The organism is Leifsonia xyli subsp. xyli str. CTCB07 (genome assembly GCF_000007665.1).
In the GTDB taxonomy this organism is placed as follows: Bacteria; Actinomycetota; Actinomycetes; order Actinomycetales; family Microbacteriaceae; genus Leifsonia; species Leifsonia xyli_C.
The window spans coordinates 2,364,818-2,388,782 of sequence record NC_006087.1 but is presented as its reverse complement, the minus strand read 5'-3'; the positions used below and the strand labels follow the sequence as shown (position 1 = coordinate 2,388,782).

Here is a 23,965-nt window from a genome sequence, read left to right as displayed (position 1 = left end):
GGTCCTCATTCCTCTGCCCCGGGCGTCACAGCGCCGGGCTCTCGCTCGCCGCTGTCTTGGTAGGGAGCGCCGCCGGTCAGGTTGTCGCCGCGGTTCGCGTTCGGGCGCAGCTGGCGCGGCTTCTCCTCGCCGTACTTCGCGCGCACGAGGGAGGCGTGGGTCGGCGCGTCGGGGGTTTGCGGGTCTTTGCGGGCCGCGGTCTCCTTGCGCAGCACGGGGACGACCTCTCCGCCCAGCAGGTCGAGCTGTTCGAGCACGGTCTTCAGCGGGAGGCCGGCGTGGTCCATCAGGAACAGCTGGCGCTGGTAGTCGCCTGCCCACTCGCGGAAGGTCAGCGTCTTGTCGATGACTTCCTGCGGGCTGCCGACGGTCAGCGGGGTCGCCTCGGCGAAATCCTCCATCGACGGGCCGTTGCCGTAGACTGGCGCTTCGTCGAAGTAGGGGCGGAACGCGGTCTTCGCATCCTGCGAGTTCTTGGCGAGGTAGGCTTGCCCGCCGAGGCCGACGATCGCCTGCTTGGCGGTGCCGTGCCCGTAGTGCTCGAAGCGCTCGCGGTAGAACGCGATCAGGCGCTGGTAGTGATTCTTCGGCCAGAAGATGTTGTTCGCGAAGAAGCCGTTGCCATAGTAGGCGGCCTGCTCCGCAATCTCCGGGGTGCGGATGCTGCCGTGCCAGACGAACGGGGGTACGCCGTCGAGCGGTCGCGGGGTGGAGGTGAAGCCCTGGAGCGGGGTGCGGAAGCGGCCCTCCCAGTCCACGACATCCTCGTTCCACAGCCGGTGCAGGAGGTTGTAGTTCTCCAGCGCGAGCGGCAGGCTCTGGCGGAGGTCCTGGCCGAACCACGGGTAGACCGGGCCGGTGTTGCCCCGGCCGAGCATCAGATCCATGCGGCCCTTCGAGAGATGCTGGAGCATCGCGTACTCTTCGGCGAGCCGCACCGGGTCGTTCGTGGTGATCAGTGTCGTGGAGGTCGTGACGATCAGGCGCTCGGTGAGGGCTGCGATGTGGGCGAGCAGGGTGGTGGGGGAGGAGGAGAAGAACGGCGGGTTGTGGTGCTCTCCGATCGCGAACACATCCAGCCCGACCTCCTCCGCGTGGGTCGCGATCGTCACGATCGCGTCGATGCGCTCCGCCTCGCTTGGCGTCTCGCCCGAGGTTGGGTCTCGGGTGATATCGCTCACGGAGAAGATTCCGTACTGCATGCGCTGGCTCCTCAGGGTGTCCTCGGCAATTCTATGCAAATGCATACAACGGGATCGGTGCCCAGGTATTCCCGGTGGTGGGATCCAGCAAAACATGTCATATTCCTCTTACTCCCAGGTTGCTTGGTCCACAATGCCCTGACAGGGTTCGCAGAGGGAGGGTCTTGCGGATCGCGGTCGTTGTCGTTCCCCTCGCTCATTGGAGGTCCGCCGAGATGACCCACCTCTCGCGTCGTCGCCGCACCGCGGCCGGCTTTCTCGCACTCAGCGCTGTGGCCGGTGTCATGGTCGTCGCGATGGTCGCGCCGGCCGTCGCCGTGAGCGGCATGGCCGCCGACAGCGGCATCCGGCTTTTCGAGGGGCTGCCCGAGTACATCAAGCCGGACAAACTCGCGCAGACGACGGATATCTACGCGAAGGACGGGACGGGCGCCCCCGTCCTGATCGCCGCGGTCTACGAGCAGAACCGCGAGATCGTCGGCTGGGACCAGATCTCCCCGCAGGTGAAGGACGCTCTGATCGCGACCGAGGACCCGCGGTTCTACAGTCGCGGCGGCGTCGATGTGAGAGCGGCTCTGCGCGCCGCTGCCGGGAACGCGCTGAGCGAGAACGTCGGATCGGGCGCGTCCACCATCTCCATGCAGTATGTCAAGAACATCCTCGTGCAGCGGGCGGAGGCCATTCCGGACAAGGCCAAGCGCGAAGCCGCCTACGACGACGCGACGAAGACGAGCATGGACCGCAAGCTGAAGGAGATCCGGCTCGCGATCGGTTTGGAGAAGGCGTACACCAAGGATCAGATTCTGCTCGGCTATCTGAACATCGCGCCGTTCGGCGGCACGACGTACGATATCCAGTCCGCGGCGAAGTACTACTATGGCGTCACGGCGGCCGAGCTGACACTGCCGCAGGCGGCCAGCCTGATCGCGTCGGTGAACGAGCCCAATGGGCTGCGCCTCGACCGCGAGGAGAACCTCGCGGACAACAAGAAGCGCCGGGACGGCGATGTGCTCGCCGCGATGCTCAAAGAGGGCAAGATCACGCAGGCGCAGCACGACGAGGCCGTCGCCGCTCCCATCGAGCCGAAGATCACCCCGCTCGCCACCGGCTGTCATGCGGCGAACCCGCTGGGCGCTGGCTTCTTCTGCGACTACGTCGAGCGCGTCATCCGGAACCAGAAGATGCTCCAGGACGCTGTCGATCCGGAGCGGAGCACTCTCACCACCGGCGGCTATGACATCTACACGACGCTCGATCTCGACCTCCAGCGCGCAGCGCTCGAGTCGATGAGGGCGTACGTCCCGATGTCCGCCCCGGCCCTCGACCTCGGCGGTTCGCTCGTGACCATCGAGCCCGGCACGGGACGTGTCCTCGCGATGGCGCAGAACAAGGACTTCGACGCCCACCCGGAGGACACCTAGCCGGAGAGCACGGCCGTCAACTTCGCCAGCGACTACGAAGACGGCGCTTCCAGCGGGTTCCCCGCCGGCTCGACGTACAAGGTGTTCACGCTCGCCGAGTGGCTCAAGACCGGGCACTCGATCGACGACACGGTCAACGGGAACGCGCGGGCCCTCAGCCCCCCACCTTCCGCGACAGCTGCCAGGGCACGCAGGGCGGCGCCTACTCTCCCAAGAACGACAGCGGACAGACGCCGGGGGACATGAGCGTGCGCACGGCGACCGCCGGTTCGGTGAACGGGGCGTTCTTCTCGATGGCGCAGAAGCTCGACCAGTGCGAGATCCGCAAGACGGCGGAGGCGTTCGGCGTTCGGCGCGCGGACGGGAAGTCGCTCACCTCCTACGTCTCGGACGTTCTCGGAATCAACGAAGTGGCGCCCATCCGGATGGCCGCGGCCTTCGCGGCTATCGCCAACAAAGGCGTGATCTGCTCGCCCATCGCGATCGACCGCATCGTGGACTCCGAGGGCAAGGACGTGCCGGTTCCGGGGCCGGAGTGCTCGGCGGCCGTCAGCTCCGAGGTCGCGGCCACGATGGCCTCGGAGCTGAGCGGTGTGATGAGAGGAACCGGCTCCGCGTCCAACCCGCGGGACGGTGTCCCGGTGTTCGGCAAGACCGGCACCTCCGACGGAGAGTAGCACACCTGGTTCGTCGGCTCCACCACGGAACTCGCGACGGCGGTGTGGATCGGCAATGTCCAGGGAGAGGTCTCGCTCCGCCGGTCCACCATCGGCGGCGTCCAGGGCGATCAGCTGAGAAACCGGGTGTGGAAGACCTACATGACGGCCGCCAACGCGAAGTACGGTGGAGAGGCGTTCCCGGCCTCGGTGGCCCAGCCGGTCCGCGTGACGGCCCCGGCCCCGACGACGTCTCCGGGCACACGACCCGAAGGGTGAAATCGCGGCATCGTGGCCCCAAAGCGCCGGATGACGCGAGGCGGTTAGGGTAACGTCGCGCGCGTGAAAGTCACTCTTCAGTTCATCGGCATGGGGGTTATCTGGGGCGCCAGCTTCCTGTTCATGAAGATCGGACTCGAAGGGGTCAGCTTCGGGCAGGTCGCCTGGGCCCGGCTGGTCTTCGGCGCGGTGACACTCGGCGTCATCCTCCTCGTCACGCGCAGCAGGCTCCCGCGCGAGCCGATCGTCTGGCTGCACTTCGTCGTCGTGGCGATCATGGGCTGCGCGCTTCCGTTCCTGCTCTTCGCCTGGGCAGAGCAGTACGTCTCCTCCAGCCTGGCGAGCATCTACAACGCGGTGACGCCCATCACGACCGCCATCATGGCGACGGCGGCCTTCCGGGTCGAACGGCTTAACCGCGACCAGATCCTCGGGGTGATGGTCGGTGTGCTCGGCGTCCTCGTGGTCGTGGGGCCGTGGCAGCTGGCGGCGCTCTCCGGCTCGCTCGGGGGGCAGCTCGCCTGTCTCGGCGCGGTGACCTGCTACGGTGTCAGCTTTAGTTACTTGCGCCGCTTCATCTGCCACCGCGACATCCCGGCCACCGCGACGGCGTTCCTCAGTGTCGGCCTCGCCGCGGCGATCATGATCGCGCTGACCCCGGTGATCGCCTGGCACCCTGTCCGGTTCAGCTGGCCGGTCGTGCTGAGCCTGCTCGCCCTGGGCGCTCTGGGATCGGGCGTCGTCTACATCTGGAACATGAACGTGCTGCGCGCGTGGGGGCCGACAGCGACCTCCGGCGTGACCTATGTGACGCCGGTCGTGGGTGTGGCGCTCGGCGTCCTGGTGCTCGGGGAGCGCCTCAGCTGGAACGAACCGGCGGGCGCGCTGGTCGTGCTCTGCGGCATCCTGCTGACCCAGCAGCGGGTGCGGCTGTTGACGCGGCGGCCGGTGGAGCTGGCCGCCCGCGGCTGACCACCGTATCGGCGGCCGGCCGTTCAGCCCACCACCGGTCCGAAGCGTTCCGCAAGCGTGGAACGGTGGACGCTGCGCAGCTCCGCCACCTCGATCGCGAAGAGGTCCTGGATCTCCAGCACCGGCTCTGTTCCGGCCCCGGCGTCGGTGACGCCGATGCGGAGCGCGGGGACGCCGCGCCCATCGCAGAGACCGCGGAACTTCACGTCGTCCTCGCGGGGAACGGAGACGATCGCGCGGGCGGTCGACTCGCTGAAAAGCGCGCTCGCCGCGTCCACACCGTCCCGCTCGGCGATGTCGCCCAGCCAGACGCGAGCGCCGACGCCGAAGCGCAGGACGCTCTCGGTGAGGGCCTGGGCGAGGCCGCCGTCGGCGAGGTCGTGGGCGGATGAGATGAGGCCCTGCTGCGACGCGGCGTGCAGGGTCTCGGCGAGCCTGCGCTCGGCGGCGAGGTCCACCGCGGGGGGGCGTCCGCCAAGGTGACCGTGGACCGTCGCCGCCCACGCGGAGCCGTCGAGCTCTTCGCGGGTGATGCCGAGGAGGTAGATGTTCTCGCCCTCGTCCTGCCAGCCGGCCGGGATGCGGCGCGCCACATCGTCGATCACGCCCAGCACGCCGACCACCGGGGTTGGGAAGATGGGGACATCGCCGGTCTGGTTGTAGAAGGAGACGTTGCCGCCGGTGACGGGGATACCCAGTTCCAGGCAGGCGTCGGAGAGTCCCTCGACGGCCTGCGAGAACTGCCACATGACCTCGGGGTTCTCCGGGCTGCCGAAGTTGAGGCAGTCGGTGACCGCGGCGGGCACCGCGCCGGAGGCGGCGACGTTGCGGTACGCCTCGGCGAGGGCGAGCTTGGCGCCCTCTTTCGGGTCGAGCTGGCAGTAGCGGCCGTTCGCGTCGGTCGCGATGGCGAAGCCGAGCCCGCTCTCCTCGTCCACGCGGATCATGCCCGCGTCGTCCGGGAAGGCGAGCGCGGTGTTGCCGCCGACGAAGTAGTCGTACTGGTCCGTGATCCAGGACTTGTCGGCCAGGTTCGCGCTGCCCAGCAGGGCGAGGGCCTGCTCGCGCAGCGCGTCGCCCGAGACCGGCAGGGCGAGCGCTGAGGCCGAGTCGGCCCGCAGGGCGTCGATCCACGACGGGTAGGCGACGGGACGCTCGTAGACCGGTCCGTCGATCGCGACCGTGCGCGGGTCGACGTTGGCGATCTCCTCGCCGTGCCAGTTGATGACCAGGCGGCCGGTGCCGGTCACCTCGCCGAGGACGCTGGTCTCGACATCCCACTTCGCCGTCACCGCGAGGAACTGGTCGAGAAGCTCCGGCTTGACGACCGCCATCATCCGCTCCTGGCTCTCCGACATGAGGATCTCCTCGGCGGTGAGACTCGGGTCGCGCAGCAGCACGCTGTCCAGCTCGATGAACATCCCGCCGTCGCCGTTCGAGGCCAGCTCGCTGGTGGCGCAGGAGATACCGGCGGCCCCGAGGTCCTGGATGCCCTCGACCAGTTTGTCGCGGTACAGCTCCAGGCAGCACTCGATGAGCACCTTCTCGGCGAACGGGTCGCCCACCTGCACGGCCGGGCGCTTGGTCGGCCCGCCCTCGGAGAACGTGTCGGACGCCAGGATGCTCGCGCCGCCGATCCCGTCGCCGCCGGTCCGCGCGCCGAACAGCACGACCTTGTTGCCCACGCCGGAGGCGTTCGCGAGGTGCAGATCCTCGTGGCGCAGCACGCCCACCGAGAGCGCGTTGACCAGCGGGTTGCCCTGGTACACCGGGTCGAAGTACGTCTCGCCGCCGATGTTCGGCAGGCCGAGGCAGTTGCCGTAGAACGAGATCCCGGAGACGACGCCATGCACCACGTGCGCGGTGTCCGGCTCGTCGATCGCACCGAAGCGCAGCTGGTCCATCACCGCGACCGGGCGTGCGCCCATCGAGATGATGTCGCGGACGATCCCGCCCACGCCGGTCGCCGCGCCCTGGAACGGCTCGATGTAGGAGGGGTGGTTGTGCGACTCCACCTTGAAGGTGACGGCCCAGCCCTCGCCGATGTCCACGACGCCCGCGTTCTCGCCCATCCCGACCATGAGGTTCTTCTTCATCGCCGGTGTGACCTTCTGCCCGAACTGCCGCAGGTAGATCTTCGAGGATTTGTAGGAGCAGTGTTCGGACCACATCACCGAGTACATCGCCAGCTCGCCGTTCGTGGGCCGGCGGCCGAGGATCTCGCGGATACTCGCGTACTCGTCCGGTTTGAGGCCGAGCGCTGCGAACGGCTGCTCTCTCTCCGGCGTTGCGGCTGCGTTCGCGACCGTGTCGACGACGTGCTGGGCGGTGGTGTCGGTCACTTCGGCGGCACTCCAGGATGCTTGTGACGGCGGGGGATGCGGTTCAGTCTACCGGGGTCAAGCGGGGCAGCGTTCGCTGGGCATCGTGCGCACCGAGCCGTTCTCCGCGGGGACATTCGACTCGTTGGCGACCTGGACGCTCACGACGCGACTCTCGAAGACGGCGAACACGATCCACCCGCCCGCACCGTTATGGAGGCCGTAGTACGTTGTCGAATCGGTATAGCTGCCTGTTCTCTGGATCTCGGGGTAGGCGCTGAGAAGGCGCTCGGCGGACGAGCCCACCCCGATCCCCGCTTCGGCGGCCGGACCGCCGGGGGTCACGTCGCCGGCACTCCAGGATGCTTGTGACGGCGGGGACGCCTCCCGGCTGCCGGCGCCCCCGCACTCTCCGCGAGCGTCAGCACGGCGCTGCGGATCGCCGAGACCAGCGCCTCCCCCTCCTGCCCGCACATGCCGGTGAGATTCGGCAGCGTGGCCCAGGCGTTCGCCAGGGTCAGGATCGTGAGGAGCAGATGTTGCGCCTGTGCCGTCGTCATCCCGGGGAGCGCCCCTGCGATCGCTGCGGCTTTTTCTGCGGCCTGGCTCGCGCGCCGCTCCGCAGCCACGGCTTTCCCGCGCTCCAGCCCTTCCCAGAGCAGCAGCCGGGCGAGGCTCGGATCGGAGCGATGCCGGGCGAGGAGGCCTGCCGCGTAGTCGGCCACACCTCCCGGTCCGGTGTCGGCGGCGGGGGGAGGCACATCGTCGCCCGCGCGGGACAGCTGGTGCTCGAGCACCGTGTCGAAGAGGGTTTCCTTGCCGCCGAAGTAGCTGTAGAGGCGCTCCTTGTTGATCCCCGCCGCTAAGGCGATGCGGTCGATCCTGCCCCCGGCGATGCCGTGCGTGGCGAATTCCGCGGTCGCCGCTTCGAGCAGCAGGGTGCGGGTGCGCTCGGTGTCCCAGGCCATGCTCTGAATCCTAACCCGATTCCAACTCTTTAGTTGCAGATCGTGCGGGAGGTGCCTATGGTTGACCCAACCATATAGTTGGAAATGAGGTTCCCATGATGATGTCGCCGCTCTGGCTTCGCATCCTCGTCATCTGGTTCGTGATCTTCCCCGCCGTCGCCCTCGGCCAGGCCGTGCTCGGCTGGCTCGCCGACGACTGGCCCCTCCTCCTGCGCGCGGCCGTGCTCACCGCCGTCGTCGTGCCGTTCGCGGTGGCTGTGGGCGTGCCCACGCTGCTGCGAGTGGTGGCGAGACTGCGCACGGGACAGGCGCCGGCGTGACCGGCGCCGAGGGAACCGGGAGCGGTTCCGCCCTCGCCGGGCCGCGATTCCTCCCGAGCGCAGCCGTTCCGGGCATCTCCGACGCTGTCCTCGTCCCGTCGGGAAGCGGCCTGGCGTTCGTCTCCGGGCAGATCGCGCCCGCGGCCCGCTCGGCGTCTTTCGCCGAAGAGCTGGACGAATGCTTCCGTGGGCTGGACGCTGTGCTCGCCCGCGCAAGCCTCACCCCGGCCGCCCTCGCGCGGCTGACCCTCTTCGTCGTCGATCTTCCGTCACGGGACCTCGAAACCATCCGTGCCGGGCGCGACCGGTGGGTCGATACGGCCACCCCTCCGGCCAGCGCGCTGATCGGTGTCTCGGCGCTCGCGCTCCCCGGACTGCGTTCGGAGGTCGAGGCCGTCGCCATTCTTCCGCCGGCGCCCGCCGCCTGAGGGGCTCGGAAGCGGCGGCGGCTTCACCCCGCCCGGGCGAAGGGGTCCGGGATGGCGGCCAGGAGCTCGCGGGTGTAGGGGTGCGTCGCGTTGTCGATCACCTGCGCGGCCGTCCCCTGTTCGCGCACCTGCCCGCCTTCGAGCACCGTGACGTCGTCCGCGAGCGCCCGCGCCGACAAAAGATCGTGCGTTATGTAGAGCATGGCGATGCCGCGGCCGGCGACCAGGTGGTGGAGGAGGTCGAGGATTTCGGCGCGGATGGAGACATCCAGCATCGAAACCGGCTCGTCCGCGATGAGGACGGCCGGGTTCGCCGCGAGGGCGCGGGCGATCACGACCCGCTGGCGCTGGCCGCCCGAGAGCTGGTGGGGCAGCTTGTCGATGAAGCGTGCCGCGGGCGTGAGGCCGACCTGCTCGAGGAGGTCAGCAGCGCGCACCGCCACCTCCGATCGCGGGATTCCGCCGAAGTTCTGCAGCGGCCGCGACAGGATGTACTGCACGGTGTTCGCGGGGTTCAGCGAGGCGAACGGGTCCTGGAAGACCAGCTGCGTCGTCGCGCGGTACTCGCGCAGGCGGCGTCCGCGCAGCGTCCCGACCGGGACGGGGGAGGAGCCGGGACGGGTGAGGGTGACCGTTCCGCCGTCGGGCCGCTCCATCCCGAGCAGGAGGCGCGCGATCGTGGACTTGCCCGAGCCGGACTGGCCGACCAGGGCGGAGACGGTGCCTTCGCGGAGGGTGAGCGAGATCTCGGCCAGCGCGGTAGGCCTTGCCGACCCCGCTCATGGTCAGCAGCGGCTCGGCGGCGCTTGCGGTGGCGGCCTTCGCCACCGCGCCGGAGGTCACTCGGTAGGCGTCGAGGAGCTTCGCTGCGTAGGGATGCCTGGCGCCGCCCAGCAGTGCGGCGGGCGTCGACTGCTCCACGAGCTCGCCGTCCAGCATGACGAGCACGCGGTCGCTCAGCTCCAGGACGGTGCCGATGTCGTGGCTGACGAACAGCACCGCGAAGCCCAGCTGCGCCTGAAGCTCGCGCAGCCGGTCCAGGATGCGGCGCTGCACGAGCACATCGAGCCCGGTGGTCGGTTCGTCCAGCACGACCAGATCGGGGCTGAGGGCCAGCGCGAGGGCGAGGGCGACGCGCTGCTTCATCCCGCCGGAGAGCTCGTGCGGGTAGGAGTCGAGCATGCTCTCCTCCAGGTCAACCATCCTGAGCAGCTCGGCGGCGCGGACGCGGGAGGCCGGGGCGCGATGGGCGCGGAAGGTGTCCCGGAACTGCGCCGCGATCGTCATGACCGGGTTGAGCGAGTTCATCGAGGACTGGAACACGGTCGAGAGCGAGACCCAGCGGCTGCCGCGGAGCTCGTCGTCGCTGAGTCCGTCGATGCGCCGGCCGTCGAAGACGACGCTCCCGCTCTCGATGGCGGCCGGTTTGCTGAGCAAGTGCAGGACGGCGTTGCCGAGCGTCGACTTGCCGCATCCCGACTCGCCGACCAGGCCGACGAACTCGCCCTTCTCGATGGCGAACGAGACCGAGCGGACCGCGTGGTGCGGTGCGTGGTCGCGCGGACGGTAGACGACGGACAGATCGGTGACCTCGAGGAGTGCCACGGTCATCCCTCCCTCAGCTGGGGGTTGCTCAGCGTGTCGATGCCGAAATTGATGAGTGTGAAGCTCGTGATGAGCAGAGCGAGGGTGAGCCCCGGGGCGATCAGCCAGGCGAGCTGCCCGGTGAGCAGCGCGCCGCCGATGTTGGCCTGGTAGAGCATCGCGCCCCAGCTGACCGTCTGCGGATCGCCCAGTCCCAGGAACGCGAGTCCGCCCTCGCCGCCGATCGCGCCGAGGGCGGCGCCCATGAAGCTGACGACGATGAGTGAGGTCATATTGGGCATGATCTCCCGCAGGATGATGCGCGGTGTGCGGTCTCCGGCCAGTTTCTCCGCAGCGACGTAGTCGCGGGTGCGCAGGGAGATGACCTGCGAGCGTTTGATCCGAGCGCCGTAGGCCCAGCCGGTGACGCTGATGACGAAGATGATCATCCAGATGCCGCGCACCGGGGAGTACGAGGCGAGCGTCACGATCAGCGGCAGGACCGGGACGACGAGCGCGAGGTTCGTGAGGAACGACAGGATCTCGTCGACGACGCCCTGGCTGTACCCGGCGGTGAGCCCGATGACGAGCCCGATCGCGGTGGAGATGAGCCCGGCGATCAGGCCGACGATGAGCGAGGTCTGCGCGCCCCAGATGAGCTGGCTGAGCACATCCTCGCCATTGTCCGTGGTGCCCAGCCAGTGGGCGGCGCTCGGACCCTCGCTCGCGCCGCCGACCGCTTCGCGGGGGTCGAAGGGCGCGATGAGCGGGGCGAGCGCCGCGGCGAGGAGGAACGCGGCGAGCAGGAACATCCCGACGCGGCACTTGGGATCGCGCCAGAGCAGCACGTACCAGCGCGGTCCGCGCCCGGCGCCGCTCGAGCGCGCCGCCGGGACGGCCGAGGTCTCCACACCGAGGGGTTCGTTCGGGACCGATGTCGTCGCGCTCATACCGTCGCCGCCTTTCTGACGCGGGGGTCGAGGATGCCGTAGGCACGTCTGCGGCGAGGTTCGCGACCAGCACGCCGATGGTCGTGAGGAGGAAGATCGCCTGAAGTAGGGGGAAGTCGCTGTTCCCCACCGCCTCGAAGAGCAGGCGGCCGAGCCCCGGATAGTTGAAGATCGTCTCCACCAGGATGGTGCCGCCCAGCAGCCCGCCGAGCGCCAGCGCGAAGCCGGTGACCGAGGGCAGGATGGCGATGCGCGCCCCGTAGTTCAGCGCGATCATCGGCTTCGCCGCGTGCGCGATCACATCGCCCACGAACGGCCAGTTCCAGCCCGGCTCGGTGGAGCCGTAGCCGCCCGACTCGGGGAAGAGCTGCCAGGTGAAGCAGAACACGAAGATCAGCATCAGCGCGATCCAGAAGAACGGCAGGGTGCCGAGGAAGGTGGAGGCGAGCGTCAGCACCGAGTCGACCCGTGAGCCGCGACGGTACGCAGCCCACGCCCGAGCAGCGTGCCGGCGACGAACGAGACGATCGTCGTGATTCCGACCAGCGTGATCGTCCAGGGCATCGCCTGCGCGATGATGTCCGTCACCCGGTAGGGGAAATAGGTGTAAGAGACCCCGAAGTCGCCGCGGACGATCGCGCCGAGGTAGTCGAGGTACTGCTGGAAGAGGTTTTTGTCGCTCACGCCGAGCATGAGGCGCACCGATTCCAGCTGGGCCGGGTCGATCGAGGCGTTCCGGCCGACGAGCTTGCGCACGATGGCCTCCGCCTGATCCCCCGGCTGCAGACGGGGGATCAGGAAGTTGAGCGTGATCGCGGCCCACAGCGTGGCGACGAAGAATCCCGCTCTCCGGAGGAAGTACCGCATCGGACCGGTCCTACTGCGCCGGACGCAGGTGCGTCAGGATGATCGGCATGTTGCTCGGCTTGGCGTACGGGTCCTCCGCGCTCGGCCAGCCGACGGCGCGTTTGGTGGAGTACTCGAACCAGCTGGCGCCGTACCAGAGCGGGATGTAGGGCTTCTTCTCGTACATGATGGTCGCCAGCTCGCCGACGGTCTTCTTCTGCTCCGCGGGGTCGGACTCCTGGCGCAGCCGGTCGATCAGCCGGTCGGTCTCGCCGTCGCGCCAGCGCACCTCGTTGGTCTTGGCCGTCTCGCCGGTCGGCGCGGTCTCGCTGCTCGCGAGTGGTTCGAGGAAGTTGCGGTACATGTCGCAGGAGCCGCCGCGGACGCCGAACGTCAGGTCGTACTGTCCGGTCAGCCGGTTCTGCCCCTGGACCTCCGGGGTCGGGTTCTGCATGTCCACCGAGATCCCGAGGGCCTGGAAGTTCTTCTGCACGATCTTCCCCGCCTGTATCCAGTCGTTCCAGCCGCCGGGGATCTGGATGGAGAAGCTCAGCGGCTTCCCATCGGCCCCGAGGCGCTTGCCGGAGCCGTCCAGCTTGTAACCGGCCTTGTCCAGGCCGGCCTTGGCCGCTTCCACGTCGTAGGAGATGTAGCCCTCGTCGGGAATGCCGGTCGGCAGCCAGTCCTTCGCGTTGGGCAGCACCAGGGAGGTCTGGCTCGCCGCGCTGACATAGCCCTGCTGGGCATCTTCCACGATCTTCTTCTTGTCCATCGCCTGCGTGATGGCGTTGCGGAACTCGCTGTCGTCGAACGGTGCTTTGTCGAGGTTCATGTACAGGCTGATCGGCGAGCCCGACGGGAACCAGTATTTGTTGTGCTCCCGGTCCTTCGAGACGTACGACTTCTCGATGTCGGGAATGTACATCGCGTTCATGTCGTAGTCGCCGCGCGCGAGTTTCAGCTGGTCGACCTGCCCCTGGTCCGAGTTGTTGAACTGGATTTTGTCGACCCGGATCTTGCTGGCCTGCCAGTAGTCGGGGTTGCGGTCGAGGACGAGTTTGGTCGGGCTGAAGCTGCCGACGAGCATCGGCCCGGTGCCGACCGGCTTCGTGTTGGTGAACGTGGTCGGGTCCTCGACCGTGGACCAGAGGTTCTTCGGCACGATCATCACCGCGTTGACGGCGACCAGGCTGCTGGCGCCCGAGCCGTCGAAGGAGAAGGTCACCTGGCCGTCCCCGGTCTTGGCGACGGAGGTCAAGGACTGCCACGCGCCGCGGGTGTCGAGGGCGGGGTACTTCTTCAGCATCTCGAAGGTGAACACCACGTCGTCGGCGGTGAACGGCTTCCCGTCGCTGAACGTCACGCCGTCCCGCAGCGTGTAGACGAGCGTCGAGGGGGTGGTCCACTCCATTTTCGTCGCGAGCCACGGCTCATAATCGCACGAGTACTCGTTGAGCATCATCAGCGGCTCGTACAGGTAGTTGCCGACGCTCAGGGCAGTGGCGAGGTAGGGATTGTAGTTGGCCTTGGGGTTCGAGCCGCCGCCGAAGCCGCCGAAGTTGAGCAGCGGGATGCGGCCGTCGGCGCTTGCTGCGCCGGAGTCCGCGTCGCTGGCGCAGCCGCTCAGTGCGAGTGCGATGACCGCGGTTCCGGCCAGGGCGGCGGTGAGGCGCTTGCGCGCGCGGGCTGTTGGGTGGTGTTTGTCCATGGTGGATACCTCCTTGTGTCGGGGGATTCGGTGCGGGGAGAGAAGAGTGCGGGTCAGCCATCCTCGGGCGCGCAGCCGCAGCTCGCGCGGCGGACCAGCTTGGACGGCAGGACGAGGGATTCGGCGGGGCGGCCTGCGATCCGCTCCAGAAGCACAGCGGCCGCGCGGCCGGAGAGTTCGCGCAGCGGCCGGGCGAGCGTGGTCAGGCCCGGGGTGACGAGCGAGGAGAGCGGCACGTCGTCGACGCCGGTGATCGAGACATCCTCTCCGATCGCCATGCCCTCGGCGAGCGCCCCGAACATAAGCCCGAGCGCCAGCTCGTCGTTCGCGCACACCGCCGCGTCGATCTCGCCGGAGCGGACGCGCTCCAGGATGGCCGGAGCCGCGAGCACGCCGTCGGACTGGGTGAGCCAGACGTGGATGGCCTCTTGCGGCCGGAGTCCGGCCTCGAGCAGCGCGGACTCGTAGCGGTCGTAGCGCGACTGGATATCGGGGGAGTCGCCCGGCCGGCCGAGGAACGCGATCCGGCGCCGGCCGTGGTCCCGGACGAGGTGCGCCACCAGGTCATGCATCCGGTCGTGGTCGGTGCGCACCTGCAATGCGCCCGCGGGCACCCCGCTCCCGTCGGAGTCGCCGCCGATGACGACGACCGGGACGAGGTCTGCGAGGCGGGCGAGGGTCTCATCGTCCACCACCCCCGCATGCACAGCCAGTCCGTCGACGCGCTCGACCATGCCGGCGAGGTCTGCCGTCGTGCCGCTCAGCGTGTGGGTGCTGAAGATCGTGACGCTCCCCTCGGCTTCGATGGCTGCGCGCTCGAAGCCTTCGATCAGCTCGCCGAAGTACGGTCCGCTGAGCCCGGGGAAGACGATGCCGAGCGTTCCGTTGCGCCGGTTCGCGAGCGCGGCGCCGAAGTGGCTCGGTCGGTAGCCGTGTTCCGCGATCGCCCGGGAGACGCGCTCGCGCATCGCGGGCGAGACTTGCCCGACGCCGCGGTAGACGCGGGAGACGGTGGCGGTGGAGACGCCGGCGAGTTCGGCGATCTGGCGCACATTGAGTCGTTCGCCGCCGCGCTTCGTCTCCGTCACGTCAACTCCTTCGTCGTCTGCGGCGCATCCGGCCGGTGCTCTCGTGCTCGCATCGGCACTGGTACTCTCAACCGGTAACCGATTTCAGTAACCGGTTACAGTGACCATAGACCCACCGGCCGGAAGACTACAACCCCGGGCGGGAACACTTCACAAGCGGCAAGGAAAGACCAACGATGTCCGTTCCCACGCGCCTGCACGGCGCTGACATCCTGATCGACGGGCAGCCGCGTGCGGTGCTGGCCGGCGAGATCCACTACTTCCGGACGGCGCGCGCCGACTGGCCCGACCGGCTGCGCGCGGCGGCCGAAGCGGGCCTGAACGCGGTCGCCAGCTACATCCCCTGGATCTGGCACGAGCTGCCGGACGGCCGCATAGACCTCACCGGTGAGACCCGGCCCGAGCGCGACCTCGGCGCCTTCATAGACCTGTGCGCCGAGCACGGGATGTGGTCCATCGCCTGGCCGGGCCCCTTCCAGATGGCCGATCTCAAGAACGAGGGGCTGCCGTACCGTCTGCGGCGCGAGCATCCCGAGATCCACCCGGTGGGCTGGGACGGCGAGCCTGCGCCGACCCGCCGGTGGACTATCTGGCCCCGGCTTTCCTGGCGGAGGCCCGGCGCTGGTACGACGCCGTGCTGCCCCCGATCGCCGCGCGACAGCGCGAGAACGCCGGGCCGGTGATCGCTGTGCAGCTGGACAACGAGGTCGGGATGCTCGACTGGGTCTCGAACACCCCCACACTCACCGACGGCGCGCTCCGCGACTTCGCGGAGTGGTCGGGCGGGCGCTTCGGCGGTGCGGTGCGCGCGGGTGCGGCCGGGACGCCGCAGGAGCTCGCGCTGCACCACGAACTCGCGCGCTTCACCCGCGACCGGTTCGCGCGCTATTTGCAGACGCTGGAAAGCTGGGCGCGCGGAGGCGGCATCACCGCGCCGCTGCTCGTCAACATCCACGGCACCGGCGGCGGGCGCGGGCTCACCTACCCGATCGGCGTGAGCCAGCTCGCGCCGGCCTACCGGGGCCGCGAGGGCGTCACCGGCGGCACGGACATGTACCTCGGCGAGCTGACGGTCGCGAACGCCGTCGACCTGTACCTCGGCAACGCGTTCACGGCGGCGGTCCACGGCGAGGGGCAGCCGCTCGCGGAGCTCGAGTTCGACGCGGGCGGCGGCTACGGCGAAGACTTCGCGAGCCTGACCTCCCCGGAGGTGACCGTGCTGAAGACCCTGCTGGACGTGGCTCAGGGCACGCGCATCCTCAACTACTACCTGTTCGCGTGCGGGATCAACCCGCCGCTGGACGAACCCGCGGGCGACGGCGACGACCGCATCGCGTTCACCGGGGAGCGGCACGGCTTCGCCGCGCCGATCGGGCCGGAGGGCGAGCGGACGCCGTCACTCGCTGCCGTGGCCTCCGCGACCGCGGCGGTGCGCGAGAACGCGGAGCTGTTCGCCACCGGTGCGCAGCTGACGGACGACCTTGTGCTCGGCTTCGTGGCCGATCACTACCTGACCGAGTATTCCCACCCCGCCGCTCAGAATCGCGCCGAGCAGGTGCGCGCCCGGGAACGCCACCGCGGCTTCGGTGCGCGCGAGACCCTCGGGCGGGCGCTCGTGCTGGGCGGCTGGAGCTTCCGGGCGCTCGATCTGCAGGCGGCGGCCGGCAGCGACACGGCCTGGAGCGCGGGGACGCCCGCCGACGCCCGCGAGGGGCGCTCGCGCGAAGCGATCGTCCTCGTGAGCGGGCGGGAGCTCGGCCGTGGGGTCCAGGAGTTCCTCACCTGCCACGTGACGACCGGGGGCCGGCTGGTGCTGGTCGGCGAGCTGCCCGGGGTCGATGCCGATGGCGTCCCCTGCACGGTGCTCGCCGACGCGCTCGGCGTGACCGATGCCGGACAGGTGCGCGACTGGTCGGACGCGGACCGCGAGTACCGCCCGAGTGTGCGGGCCGCCGGGCCGCTGGCCGAGCACGGCCGACCAGTTCGGCGGAGAGGAGTGCGTGGACCTGCTCCTCGCCCTCGTCCGCGACGGCCGCGTAGGCGAGGCGCGGATCGACGAGTCCGCGCGCCGTCTGCTGCTCGTGAAGTTCCAGCTCGGGCTCTTTGACGACTCGTTCGTGGACGAAGAAGCCGCCTTCGCCCTGGTCGGGAATGAGGCGTTCCGCGCCGCGGGTCACCGGGCGCAGGCCGAGTCGGTGACGCTGCTGCAGGTGGCGGAGGGGGCTCTGCCGCTGGCCCCCGCCACACGGCTCTACGCGGACGGCTGTTCCCTACCGGACGCGGTCGCCTCGCCGGAGGAGGCCGATATCGCCGTCGTGCGCGTGAACGCTCCCTGGGAGCCCCGCGACGACCTGTTCCTCGAGGCGTGGTTCCACCAGGGGTCGCTCGATTTCCCGCCGGCCGAGGTGGAGCGCATCCGGGCGCTCGCTGCGCGCGTCACGGTCGTCCTGGTCGTCAACCTGGACCGCGCGGCCATTCTGACGCCGTTTGTGGACATGCCCGGCGTGGTTGCACTGGTCGGCGTCTTCGGGACCAGCGACGAGGCTCTCCGGGACGCGCTCTCCGGCCGCATCCCGCCGCGCGGCAGGCTGCCGCTCGAATCTGCCGTCCTCAATGGCGGCGGTGGAGGAGCACGCACCGGACGCCGTGGGCGGATCACGGAACGCGCTTTTCCCGATCGGGCACGGGCTGACGCTGTAGCAGGGCCGCGAGCGGGGCGGGCCGCCGGGGCCGTCGTCTGACGATCCCGGCGCCCGTTCGCGTGTCTCGGGCGGCTCAGCGTCCGAACTGCGTCGCCGCTATACCGGCGGCCGCGATCGCCGCTACGATGACGAAAGCGACGATCATCACCCAGACGAGGAGGATTAGGCTGCTGAGGATCACGCCGGTCAGCGCCATTTCCCGGCCTGCCGGTTCCTTCCGGAGTCCGACGATGCCGAGGATCAGCGAGATCAGCGGCAGGATGCCGGGGAATCCGAACACGATCGAGACCAGACTGAGCACCATCGAGGTGATGCTCAAGCCGCGGGGCGGCGAGGGGGGCGTGACCGCGATCAGGGGCGGGGCTTGCAGGTGCGGAGCCGGGCCCCATTCGCGCATCGGATCGTGCGGGGGGTACGCGACGGAGCTGGCCGCGGCCGCGGGCTGCCCGGCGAGGGGAACGCCGGCGAGGTCCGCACGCTGCGCCGGCGCAGCGTCGCCCGGGAGCGCCCCGGCGGCTGCGCTCTGGCCGGACCCGGTGACGGGGGCGACCGAGCCGTTCTCGTCCGGGAGACTCTTGCGCACCTCTTCCGGCCCGGGCGGCGGTGCTTCCAACGGCATGACGTTCTCTTTTCGCTTGCGTGAGCATCAACCCTTGCATAAAGAATGCGACCCACTCAAGTTGCAGACTCGGCCGGCGCTCAGGACAGCTTCGGCGGCCCGATCAGCAGCAGCGCCGCCATGATCGCTACGGCCAGCGCCACCAGGATTCCGGCCAGCACAGGGACGTGCGTCAGCATCCACCGGAACAGCCGGCCGAACCTCGTGTGGTCGCGCGGGTCTTCGGTGGCAACCGTCCGCCACCCGCCCGCCACCCGCCCGGAGCGGTCGGCCCAGAGGTCGAACGGCACGGTCGCGTACGGGACGAACGCGGTGACGACGGCGAGGACAATGAGCGGCAGACGCCAGCGCTGGTTGACGCCCACGAGGGTGGCCACGATGGCGTACGAGAGGAACACGAAACCGTGGAGGGAACCGGTCGCGATGACCGGCCAGTCTCCCACCTTGACGGCGTACTTCAGCAGCATCCCCGCGAGGAGAAGCGTCCAGGTGACGGTTTCCGCGATGGCGAGCGTTCGATAGAGGAGGCGGGGCGGCATGCTTCCACCCTCGCCGGAGCCGCGGCGGCGCGCATCATCCGAAAGTTGGAAGGCGCTGCGCCCGCGTCGGCGCTGCCGGCGGCTCTGCGAGCCGCACCCAGGTGACGGTTTCGTGCGCGTACACGGTCAGCGGACGGCCGAGCCGCTGGGCGGCCTCTCGTGCGGCCGAGCGCCACTCGAGGGGCGAGATGTCGATGTCCTCCGCGCGCACCGTGACCGGGCCGTCTGCAACTGCTCCATTAGGGTGTGGATGAGGGCCGTGCGTCGCGCCGTGTCGTCCATGTCCTCAGTCAACGCCGCCCGGGAGAGCGGCGCTAGCCCCTTCAGCCCGGAGGAAGGCCGTGGCTCCCGGCTACGCCTCCACCAGCGTCGAGCGGACGACCGAGGTGAAGAAGGCGAGTCCGTCCGTGCCGGAGCGCATCGCCTGGTCGGTGTCCGGGCCGAAGCCCGGCTCGACCGCGTGCTCGGGGTGGGGCATGAGCCCGACGACGTTTCCGCGTTCGTTGCGGACTCCGGCGATGTCGTTGAGGGAGCCGTTGGGGTTGACGCCCCGGTAACGGAAGACGACCATCCCCTCGCCCTCGAGCCGTTTCAGCTCCTCGGCGGAGGCGATGAAGCTGCCCTCGCCGTTCTTGAGCGGGATGACGATCTTCTGGCCGCGCTCGAAGCCGCCCGTCCACGGGGTTTCCGCGTTCTCGACGGTGAGGCGCTGGGCGTGGCAGATGAAGTTCCCGTGGTCGTTGCGGATGAGACCGCCGGGCACGAGAATGGCCTCGGCGAGCATCTGGAAGCCATTGCAGATGCCGAGCACCGGCATCCCTTTGCCCGCGGCCTCCACAACCTCGCTCATGATCGGCGACAGGCTCGCGATGGCTCCGCAGCGCAGGTAGTCGCCGTAGCTGAACCCGCCCGGCAGCACCAGGGCGTCGACCCCCTGCAGATCGTGGTCGCCGTGCCAGAGGGCGACCGGCTCGGCGCCGGCGAGACGGATGGCGCGCAGCGCGTCGCGGTCGTCGAGTGAGCCGGGGAAGGTGATGACGCCGATGCGCATCAGGCGTCCTCGTCCGGATAGTGGATGCCCACCACGTCCTCGATCACGGAGTTGGAGAGGATGTCGTTCGCGATCTCCTCGACAGCGGCGCGCGTGGTGCCGTCGATCGGGCCGTCCACGGTCAGCTCGAAGCGTTTGCCGACGCGGACCGAGGAAAACGCACCCTTCCCGGTGCGGCTGAGCGCCCCGGCGACGGCTTTCCCCTGCGGGTCGAGCAGTTCGGCCTTGGGCATGACTTCAACAACGATCGTCGACAAAGGGTGATCTCCGCTCACTCGCGCATGGGGACGCACCGATTCTACCGTGGGGCCGGGGATGGTCGGTCCCGTGCCGGCTCCAGGCCGCTCCGCCCGCCCCGTCCCCCACTGCCGCGCCGGTCGTCCGCCGTTCACCCTGCGGTTACCCGGGCTTCCCGCCGCTGTCGTCCCCGCCCCCTACCGTGGTGCGCATGGCTGAGAAGGCGCGCGCTGTCGAGGGGTGGGGCTTGGCGAATCCGCGCGCCGACGGCCCGCGGGGCCGTCGGCAGTGGCGGGACCGGCTTCTCCCCGGACAGTGCGGCGCGCGGCGCGGCGTGGAACGAGGCGTTCGCGTTCGTCCTCGCTATCAGGCGATGGTCTTCCCCGTGGAGGCCGTCGCCGTCTGGATGCGGAAGGCGCTGCGCTGAGGTGTGGAAGGAGTCAGCGTGGGAAGGCACTACGATCTGGTGGTGGTGGTCGGCGGGGGCGTCGTCGGCCTGGGGCACGCCGTGGCGGCGCTCCGGCGCGGGCTGACGGTCGCCGTCATCGAGCGGGCGCAGGGTGTGAATGGCGCTTCGATCCGCAACTTCGGGCACCTGTGCGTCACCCCGCAGGAGGGTGAGGCACGCACCTACGCCGAGCTCGCCCGCGAGCTGTGGCTGACGCTCGCCCCGGAGGCCGGGTTCTGGCTGCGCGAGTCCGGGACTGTCGTCGTCGCGCAGGCGGCGGACGAACTCGCCGTGCTCGAGGAGTTCCGCGACCGCCGCGGAGCTCAGGATGTGCGGCTGCTGACGTCCGCGGAGGTGCGCGAGCGCGTCCCGGCCGGCGGCGGTGTCGTCGGCGGTGTGCTGCTGCCCGCCGATCTGCAGGTGGACCCGCGCGAGGCCGCGCCGGCGATCGCCCGCTGGCTGGACGCGCACGGCGTCGCCTTCTTCTGGCAGACCACCGTGACCGGCGTGGAGACCGGCCGCGTGTACACTTCGCGCGGGCGGGTCTCCGCCGATGCGGTCGTGGTCGCCGTGAACCACGATAGTCGATCAGCTGTTCCCCGGCATCGCGGACGCCCACGGCATCCTGCGCTGCGGTCTCGACATGATGCTCGTGGACGCCGACCTCGACCGGCCGCTCTCCGCGCCGGTGCTGACGGGCTGGTCGCTGCTGCGGTACGGTGGGTTTGCGGCGACCCCGAGCGCGCAGGTGGTGCGCGAGCGGCTGGCTGAGACGAATCCCGAGCTGGCGGCGCTGGATGTGAATAGATGTACACACAGCGTCCGGACGGTTCGCTGATCGTCGGCGACACGCACTACCGCGACGCGGAGGTGCCGCCCTTTCAGTCCGAATCGGCGTTCGAACTGCTGCTGGAACAGACCCGTGCGCTGTTCGGCGTCGAGCGTCTGCGGGTGCGCGAGCGCTGGCAGGGCGTCTACGTCTCCGCGCCGGACGATTTCCTGGTCGCCTCGCCCGCTCCGTCCGTCCGGGTGGTCTCGGTGACCACGGGCATCGGGATGACGACCGGGCTCGGCCTCGCCGACCGGGTCGTGGACGACCTCTTCTCTTCCGCTCCACGGGTCCCGGCCGCGGCGGTCCTGCTCCGCTAGCCGGCATTCTCCACACAGAAAGGCCACACCATGACCCCTGACGGTCTCATCACCAGTGAGTTCGACGACGCTGCGTCCATCGACGACGAAACAGACGAGGTCGACGACCTCCGCCTCGTCGTGCTCGACCTGGTCGGGACGACGGTCGTCGACGACGGGCTGGTGGAGCGGGCCTTCGAGCGCGCCGTCGAAGCCGCGGGCATCGCCGGGTCCGCTGCGGGCATCGCCCGCGCCTTCGTCCGCGAGACCACGGGACAGCCGACGATCTCCGTCTTCCATGCGCTCACCGCCGACGAGGACCAGGCGCAGCACGCGAACGCCGTGTTCGAGTCCGCCTACGCCGAGTTTGCCGCTGAGGAGGGCCTCCGTGCCGTCCCGGTCGCGGAGGAGCTCATCCGCCGTCTCCGCGCGATCGGCGTCAAGGTCGCCCTCATCACGGGCTTCTCGCGCACGACCAAGGACGCTGTGCTCGACGCGCTGGGCTGGCGCGACCTCGCCGACCTCACCCTCAGCTCCGCCGAGGCGGGCTGGGGCTCTCCCTCCCCCGACCTGCCGCTGACGGCCCTGCTCCGCACGGGCACGACGACGGTTCGCGGGATGGTCGTGGTCGGCGACACCGCGAGCGAAACCGCCGCCGGCCTCGCCGTCGGCGCGGGCCTTGTCGTCGGTGTGCTCACCGGCGCGCACGATGAGCCGGCTCTCCTCGACGCGGGGGCGGACGCCGTGATCGACTCCGTCGCCGACCTCGCCGAACTGCTGAGCCTGGCCGACCTCGAGGGCCAGAGCGCCCGGTGACGATCAAGGCGGTGACCCCGCGCGTCTTAGAGCAGCCGGAGAGCCTAGGGCTGGGAGTCAGTGTCTACCCGTCGGCCACGGCGATGGTGTGGCCGGGTGAGGGCCACGCCCACGAGGCGGACGCCCGCACCGTCCGCGACCAGCGATCGGCGTCCGCCCCGCTGGTGATCGGCCATGAGCAGGTGGGCCGTGTCGTCGCGCTCGGCCGCGGCGGTGCGAAGACGACAGACGGGCGCCGGGTCTCGCTCGGTGAGCGGGTGGTCTGGTCGGTGGCGATGCCGTGCGGTCGCTGCCGGCGTTGCCGGCGCGGCATTCCACAGAAGTGCGTCAGTCTCCAGAAGTACGGCCACGCGCGGATGCGCCGCGGCTGGGAGCTGTCGGGCGGGTTCGCGACGCACACTCACATCCTGGAGGGAACCGCGCTGGTCGCCGTGCCCGACGATCTGCCCGCGGCGGTGCTGGCCCCGGCCTCCTGCTCGACCGCGACCGTCGCCGCCGCTCTGGACGCTGCCGCGGCCGACGTCGCCCTGGACGGCGCTCTCGTCCTGATTGCGGGCGCCGGCACGCTCGGTCTCGCCGAGGCCGCGATGGCGACCGCGGCGGGCGCTCGTGTGTTCGTCAGCGACCCCGACCCGAAGCGCCGTGAGGCGGCTCTCGCGTTCGGCGCTGCTGCCGTGGCCGATCCCGGCGTCTCCGCCGAGGGCCGGGGAGGTTCGCTGGCGGCTTTCGCGAAGGCCGGCCGTCGCGGTGCGGCGCCGACGGTCGCACTCGAGTTCACGGGGGCGCCCTCCGCCCTGCGTTCTCTCTTCGGGGTGCTCGATGTCGGTGGCATCCTGGTGCTCGTCGGCTCCGTCGGCCCTGCCGGACCGTCTGCCGAACGGCTGGCTCTGCCGGAACAGCTCGCGCGCCGGCTGCTCACTGTTCGCGGTGTACATGATTACGCGCCGCATCACCTGGAGCAGGCCGTGCGTTTCCTCGCGGGCGAGGGGCGATCGTATCCGTTCGAGCAACTGGTGGGCGCGGTTTTCCCGCTGGCCGAGGTGGACGCCGTCCTCGCCTGCTCAGAGCATCCGCGGGTGGCCGTCCGGCCCTGACGCGGCCCGGGGGAGCGCTCTTATCGTCGTCACATCTGTTCACAGAGGAATTAATAACGAGATTTTTGATAGCGGCCGTCCCATGATGGCTTCATGGTGCGTCGGCGAATGTCGGAGACTCCCTCCCTGATCGTGCGATTCGCTTCCTCGCTGTGGTCGCGGGCACGCCGAACCGTGCCGCTGTGCTGCGCCACCTGCTGACGCATCCCGAGGGCGCATCCAGCGTCGACGTGGGCGCCGCTCTGCGGATGTCGACCACCGTGGCCCTCTCTCACCTGACCGACCTCGAGGATCTCGGCGTGGTCGGCTGCCGGGCGAGCCGGCTCGCGAGCGGACGGCGTCAGCGCAGCGGTGTCTACCGGTTGAAGGTGCGGGGATTCTCGGTCGAAGAGCTGACCGCTCTCCAGGTCCTCACGGGGATCAGCGTCGGCACGATCCCCGTGAGAGCGGACCTCGGCGATTTCACTCCGCTGGAGCTCATCGCCGAAGCGCACCGGCGGCTGTTCGAGGAGCGGGGCGGGGAGCCCGGCGACGCTCCCTGAGCGTTGCTGCGCCGCCGTCTCCCTGTTCCGGGGTTTCCTGTAGGAC

At 69.7% G+C, this 23,965-nt stretch carries 29 protein-coding genes and 2 pseudogenes; 15 read left to right on the top strand and 16 right to left on the bottom strand.

Translation table 11 applies throughout. The features are described 5' to 3' along the window. Positions 1-5: 5 nt before the first annotated feature. On the bottom strand, positions 6-1,202 hold the full coding sequence (locus LXX_RS11400) for an LLM class flavin-dependent oxidoreductase (protein WP_011186953.1): 1,197 nt from the start codon (positions 1,200-1,202) through the stop codon (positions 6-8). 215 nt (positions 1,203-1,417) lie between these two features. Here LXX_RS11400 and LXX_RS12975 point away from each other — a divergent pair, with 215 nt between their 5' ends. From LXX_RS12975 to LXX_RS11390, 4 genes are all read left to right on the top strand, one after another. Continuing rightward, positions 1,418-2,623 (top strand): transglycosylase domain-containing protein, encoded by a 1,206-nt coding sequence (locus LXX_RS12975; RefSeq protein ID WP_011186952.1) that lies wholly within the window; start codon positions 1,418-1,420, stop codon positions 2,621-2,623. A 98-nt stretch (positions 2,624-2,721) separates the two neighbouring features. Continuing rightward, positions 2,722-3,300 carry a penicillin-binding transpeptidase domain-containing protein gene (locus tag LXX_RS12970; protein WP_223227657.1) on the top strand — a complete coding sequence of 193 codons (579 nt, stop codon included), beginning with the start codon at positions 2,722-2,724 and terminating at the stop codon, positions 3,298-3,300. A 42-nt stretch (positions 3,301-3,342) separates the two neighbouring features. Continuing rightward, entirely contained in the window at positions 3,343-3,558 is a 216-nt protein-coding gene (locus tag LXX_RS12965; protein ID WP_011186951.1) for a hypothetical protein, read from the top strand. Positions 3,559-3,621: 63 nt separating this feature from the next. Then, entirely contained in the window at positions 3,622-4,530 is a 909-nt protein-coding gene (locus LXX_RS11390; protein ID WP_011186950.1) for a DMT family transporter, read from the top strand. A 23-nt stretch (positions 4,531-4,553) separates the two neighbouring features. On the opposite strand, the gene purL is transcribed toward LXX_RS11390, so the two are convergent. The 3 genes from purL to LXX_RS11375 are packed head-to-tail and all read right to left on the bottom strand — an operon-like array spanning position 4,554 to position 7,819. Continuing rightward, positions 4,554-6,872 (bottom strand): phosphoribosylformylglycinamidine synthase subunit PurL, encoded by a 2,319-nt coding sequence (gene purL / locus LXX_RS11385; protein ID WP_011186949.1) that lies wholly within the window; start codon positions 6,870-6,872, stop codon positions 4,554-4,556. A gap of 57 nt (positions 6,873-6,929) precedes the next feature. Continuing rightward, on the bottom strand, positions 6,930-7,196 hold the full coding sequence (locus tag LXX_RS11380; protein ID WP_011186948.1) for a hypothetical protein: 267 nt from the start codon (positions 7,194-7,196) through the stop codon (positions 6,930-6,932). Further along, the gene (locus tag LXX_RS11375) at positions 7,193-7,819 is read right to left on the bottom strand and encodes a TetR/AcrR family transcriptional regulator (protein WP_011186947.1); all 627 of its coding nucleotides are present in this window, start codon (positions 7,817-7,819) and stop codon (positions 7,193-7,195) included. Before LXX_RS11375 ends, LXX_RS11380 begins: the two co-directional genes overlap by 4 nt. A 95-nt stretch (positions 7,820-7,914) precedes the next feature. Between LXX_RS11375 and LXX_RS14965 the strand changes: the two genes are divergently transcribed. Both LXX_RS14965 and LXX_RS11365 read left to right on the top strand, forming a co-directional pair. Then, the gene (locus tag LXX_RS14965) at positions 7,915-8,139 is read left to right on the top strand and encodes a hypothetical protein (protein ID WP_050737951.1); all 225 of its coding nucleotides are present in this window, start codon (positions 7,915-7,917) and stop codon (positions 8,137-8,139) included. Further along, a complete protein-coding gene (locus LXX_RS11365) occupies positions 8,136-8,567 on the top strand; it encodes a RidA family protein (protein WP_011186945.1) in 432 nt (143 codons plus the stop codon). Before LXX_RS14965 ends, LXX_RS11365 begins: the two co-directional genes overlap by 4 nt. 23 nt (positions 8,568-8,590) lie before the next feature. Here the strand turns inward: LXX_RS11365 and LXX_RS15975 are convergent, their stop codons facing one another. From LXX_RS15975 to LXX_RS11340, 7 genes and pseudogenes are all read right to left on the bottom strand, one after another. Then, positions 8,591-9,277: an ABC transporter ATP-binding protein gene (locus LXX_RS15975; protein ID WP_256030843.1), complete on the bottom strand. Its 687-nt coding sequence runs from the start codon at positions 9,275-9,277 to the stop codon at positions 8,591-8,593. Positions 9,278-9,602: 325 nt separating this feature from the next. Next, positions 9,603-10,040 (bottom strand): annotated as a pseudogene (locus LXX_RS15970) (ATP-binding cassette domain-containing protein); the annotation flags it as partial. 134 nt (positions 10,041-10,174) lie between these two features. Then, positions 10,175-11,101 (bottom strand): ABC transporter permease, encoded by a 927-nt coding sequence (locus tag LXX_RS11355; RefSeq protein ID WP_011186944.1) that lies wholly within the window; start codon positions 11,099-11,101, stop codon positions 10,175-10,177. A 103-nt stretch (positions 11,102-11,204) separates the two neighbouring features. Beyond that, positions 11,205-11,378, bottom strand: a pseudogene (locus LXX_RS15965) (ABC transporter permease subunit); the annotation flags it as partial. A 173-nt stretch (positions 11,379-11,551) separates the two neighbouring features. Then, entirely contained in the window at positions 11,552-11,968 is a 417-nt protein-coding gene (locus LXX_RS15960; protein WP_223227656.1) for an ABC transporter permease, read from the bottom strand. A 10-nt stretch (positions 11,969-11,978) separates the two neighbouring features. Next, complete coding sequence (locus LXX_RS11345) at positions 11,979-13,655, bottom strand: ABC transporter substrate-binding protein (RefSeq protein ID WP_011186943.1); 1,677 nt, start codon at positions 13,653-13,655, stop codon at positions 11,979-11,981. A 53-nt stretch (positions 13,656-13,708) separates the two neighbouring features. Beyond that, complete coding sequence (locus LXX_RS11340) at positions 13,709-14,743, bottom strand: LacI family DNA-binding transcriptional regulator (RefSeq protein ID WP_011186942.1); 1,035 nt, start codon at positions 14,741-14,743, stop codon at positions 13,709-13,711. 176 nt (positions 14,744-14,919) lie between these two features. Between LXX_RS11340 and LXX_RS16320 the strand changes: the two genes are divergently transcribed. From LXX_RS16320 to LXX_RS11330, 3 genes are read left to right on the top strand one after another with little or no spacing between them, the layout of a single operon-like run. Then, entirely contained in the window at positions 14,920-15,426 is a 507-nt protein-coding gene (locus LXX_RS16320) for a beta-galactosidase (RefSeq protein WP_256030830.1), read from the top strand. Continuing rightward, entirely contained in the window at positions 15,324-16,850 is a 1,527-nt protein-coding gene (locus LXX_RS11335; RefSeq protein ID WP_256030832.1) for a beta-galactosidase, read from the top strand. Before LXX_RS16320 ends, LXX_RS11335 begins: the two co-directional genes overlap by 103 nt. After that, a complete protein-coding gene (locus tag LXX_RS11330; protein WP_081423164.1) occupies positions 16,744-17,484 on the top strand; it encodes a hypothetical protein in 741 nt (246 codons plus the stop codon). The genes LXX_RS11335 and LXX_RS11330 overlap by 107 nt, the downstream gene beginning before the upstream one ends. Positions 17,485-17,518: 34 nt before the next feature. On the opposite strand, the gene LXX_RS12960 is transcribed toward LXX_RS11330, so the two are convergent. The 5 genes from LXX_RS12960 to LXX_RS11310 all read right to left on the bottom strand — a co-directional run bounded on the left by LXX_RS12960 (position 17,519) and on the right by LXX_RS11310 (position 19,911). Next, positions 17,519-18,064, bottom strand: coding sequence for a DUF4190 domain-containing protein (locus LXX_RS12960; protein WP_011186941.1), 546 nt, complete (start codon positions 18,062-18,064; stop codon positions 17,519-17,521). Positions 18,065-18,144: 80 nt separating this feature from the next. Then, positions 18,145-18,603 (bottom strand): DUF3817 domain-containing protein, encoded by a 459-nt coding sequence (locus tag LXX_RS11320; RefSeq protein WP_011186940.1) that lies wholly within the window; start codon positions 18,601-18,603, stop codon positions 18,145-18,147. 34 nt (positions 18,604-18,637) lie between these two features. Continuing rightward, a complete protein-coding gene (locus LXX_RS14565; RefSeq protein ID WP_011186939.1) occupies positions 18,638-18,814 on the bottom strand; it encodes a hypothetical protein in 177 nt (58 codons plus the stop codon). Between the two features lie 141 nt (positions 18,815-18,955). Continuing rightward, positions 18,956-19,654 carry a phosphoribosylformylglycinamidine synthase subunit PurQ gene (gene purQ, locus LXX_RS11315; protein WP_011186938.1) on the bottom strand — a complete coding sequence of 233 codons (699 nt, stop codon included), beginning with the start codon at positions 19,652-19,654 and terminating at the stop codon, positions 18,956-18,958. Further along, complete coding sequence (locus LXX_RS11310) at positions 19,654-19,911, bottom strand: phosphoribosylformylglycinamidine synthase subunit PurS (protein ID WP_011186937.1); 258 nt, start codon at positions 19,909-19,911, stop codon at positions 19,654-19,656. The genes purQ and LXX_RS11310 overlap by 1 nt, the downstream gene beginning before the upstream one ends. A gap of 191 nt (positions 19,912-20,102) precedes the next feature. Between LXX_RS11310 and LXX_RS14560 the strand changes: the two genes are divergently transcribed. From LXX_RS14560 to LXX_RS11290, 6 genes are all read left to right on the top strand, one after another. Beyond that, positions 20,103-20,318 (top strand): hypothetical protein, encoded by a 216-nt coding sequence (locus tag LXX_RS14560; protein ID WP_141692870.1) that lies wholly within the window; start codon positions 20,103-20,105, stop codon positions 20,316-20,318. A gap of 18 nt (positions 20,319-20,336) precedes the next feature. Then, positions 20,337-21,110: an FAD-dependent oxidoreductase gene (locus LXX_RS11305; RefSeq protein ID WP_223227655.1), complete on the top strand. Its 774-nt coding sequence runs from the start codon at positions 20,337-20,339 to the stop codon at positions 21,108-21,110. 36 nt (positions 21,111-21,146) lie between these two features. Then, complete coding sequence (locus LXX_RS15955) at positions 21,147-21,488, top strand: FAD-dependent oxidoreductase (protein ID WP_223227654.1); 342 nt, start codon at positions 21,147-21,149, stop codon at positions 21,486-21,488. A 30-nt stretch (positions 21,489-21,518) separates the two neighbouring features. Then, positions 21,519-22,283 carry an HAD family hydrolase gene (locus LXX_RS11300; RefSeq protein WP_081423163.1) on the top strand — a complete coding sequence of 255 codons (765 nt, stop codon included), beginning with the start codon at positions 21,519-21,521 and terminating at the stop codon, positions 22,281-22,283. Between the two features lie 11 nt (positions 22,284-22,294). Next, complete coding sequence (locus LXX_RS11295) at positions 22,295-23,377, top strand: zinc-binding dehydrogenase (protein WP_223227653.1); 1,083 nt, start codon at positions 22,295-22,297, stop codon at positions 23,375-23,377. Between the two features lie 152 nt (positions 23,378-23,529). Further along, positions 23,530-23,919, top strand: a complete 390-nt coding sequence (locus tag LXX_RS11290) for a hypothetical protein (protein ID WP_041767873.1) — start codon at positions 23,530-23,532, stop codon at positions 23,917-23,919. The last annotated feature ends 46 nt before the right edge of the window (positions 23,920-23,965 follow it).

Excerpts from the sequence above, each read along its gene's own strand:
- LXX_RS11355 (WP_011186944.1), bottom strand. The coding sequence starts at position 11,101 with ATGAGCGCGACGACATCGGTCCCGAACGAACCCCTCGGTGTGGAGACC.
- LXX_RS14560 (WP_141692870.1), top strand. The coding sequence starts at position 20,103 with ATGGCTGAGAAGGCGCGCGCTGTCGAGGGGTGGGGCTTGGCGAATCCG.
- LXX_RS11300 (WP_081423163.1), top strand. The coding sequence starts at position 21,519 with ATGACCCCTGACGGTCTCATCACCAGTGAGTTCGACGACGCTGCGTCC.
- LXX_RS12960 (WP_011186941.1), bottom strand. The coding sequence starts at position 18,064 with ATGCCGTTGGAAGCACCGCCGCCCGGGCCGGAAGAGGTGCGCAAGAGT.
- LXX_RS16320 (WP_256030830.1), top strand. The coding sequence starts at position 14,920 with ATGTCCGTTCCCACGCGCCTGCACGGCGCTGACATCCTGATCGACGGG.
- LXX_RS14965 (WP_050737951.1), top strand. The coding sequence starts at position 7,915 with ATGATGATGTCGCCGCTCTGGCTTCGCATCCTCGTCATCTGGTTCGTG.
- purQ (WP_011186938.1), bottom strand. The coding sequence starts at position 19,654 with ATGCGCATCGGCGTCATCACCTTCCCCGGCTCACTCGACGACCGCGAC.
- LXX_RS11345 (WP_011186943.1), bottom strand. The coding sequence starts at position 13,655 with ATGGACAAACACCACCCAACAGCCCGCGCGCGCAAGCGCCTCACCGCC.
- LXX_RS11320 (WP_011186940.1), bottom strand. The coding sequence starts at position 18,603 with ATGCCGCCCCGCCTCCTCTATCGAACGCTCGCCATCGCGGAAACCGTC.
- LXX_RS11375 (WP_011186947.1), bottom strand. The coding sequence starts at position 7,819 with ATGGCCTGGGACACCGAGCGCACCCGCACCCTGCTGCTCGAAGCGGCG.
- LXX_RS15955 (WP_223227654.1), top strand. The coding sequence starts at position 21,147 with ATGTACACACAGCGTCCGGACGGTTCGCTGATCGTCGGCGACACGCAC.
- LXX_RS15960 (WP_223227656.1), bottom strand. The coding sequence starts at position 11,968 with ATGCGGTACTTCCTCCGGAGAGCGGGATTCTTCGTCGCCACGCTGTGG.
- LXX_RS11400 (WP_011186953.1), bottom strand. The coding sequence starts at position 1,202 with ATGCAGTACGGAATCTTCTCCGTGAGCGATATCACCCGAGACCCAACC.
- LXX_RS12975 (WP_011186952.1), top strand. The coding sequence starts at position 1,418 with ATGACCCACCTCTCGCGTCGTCGCCGCACCGCGGCCGGCTTTCTCGCA.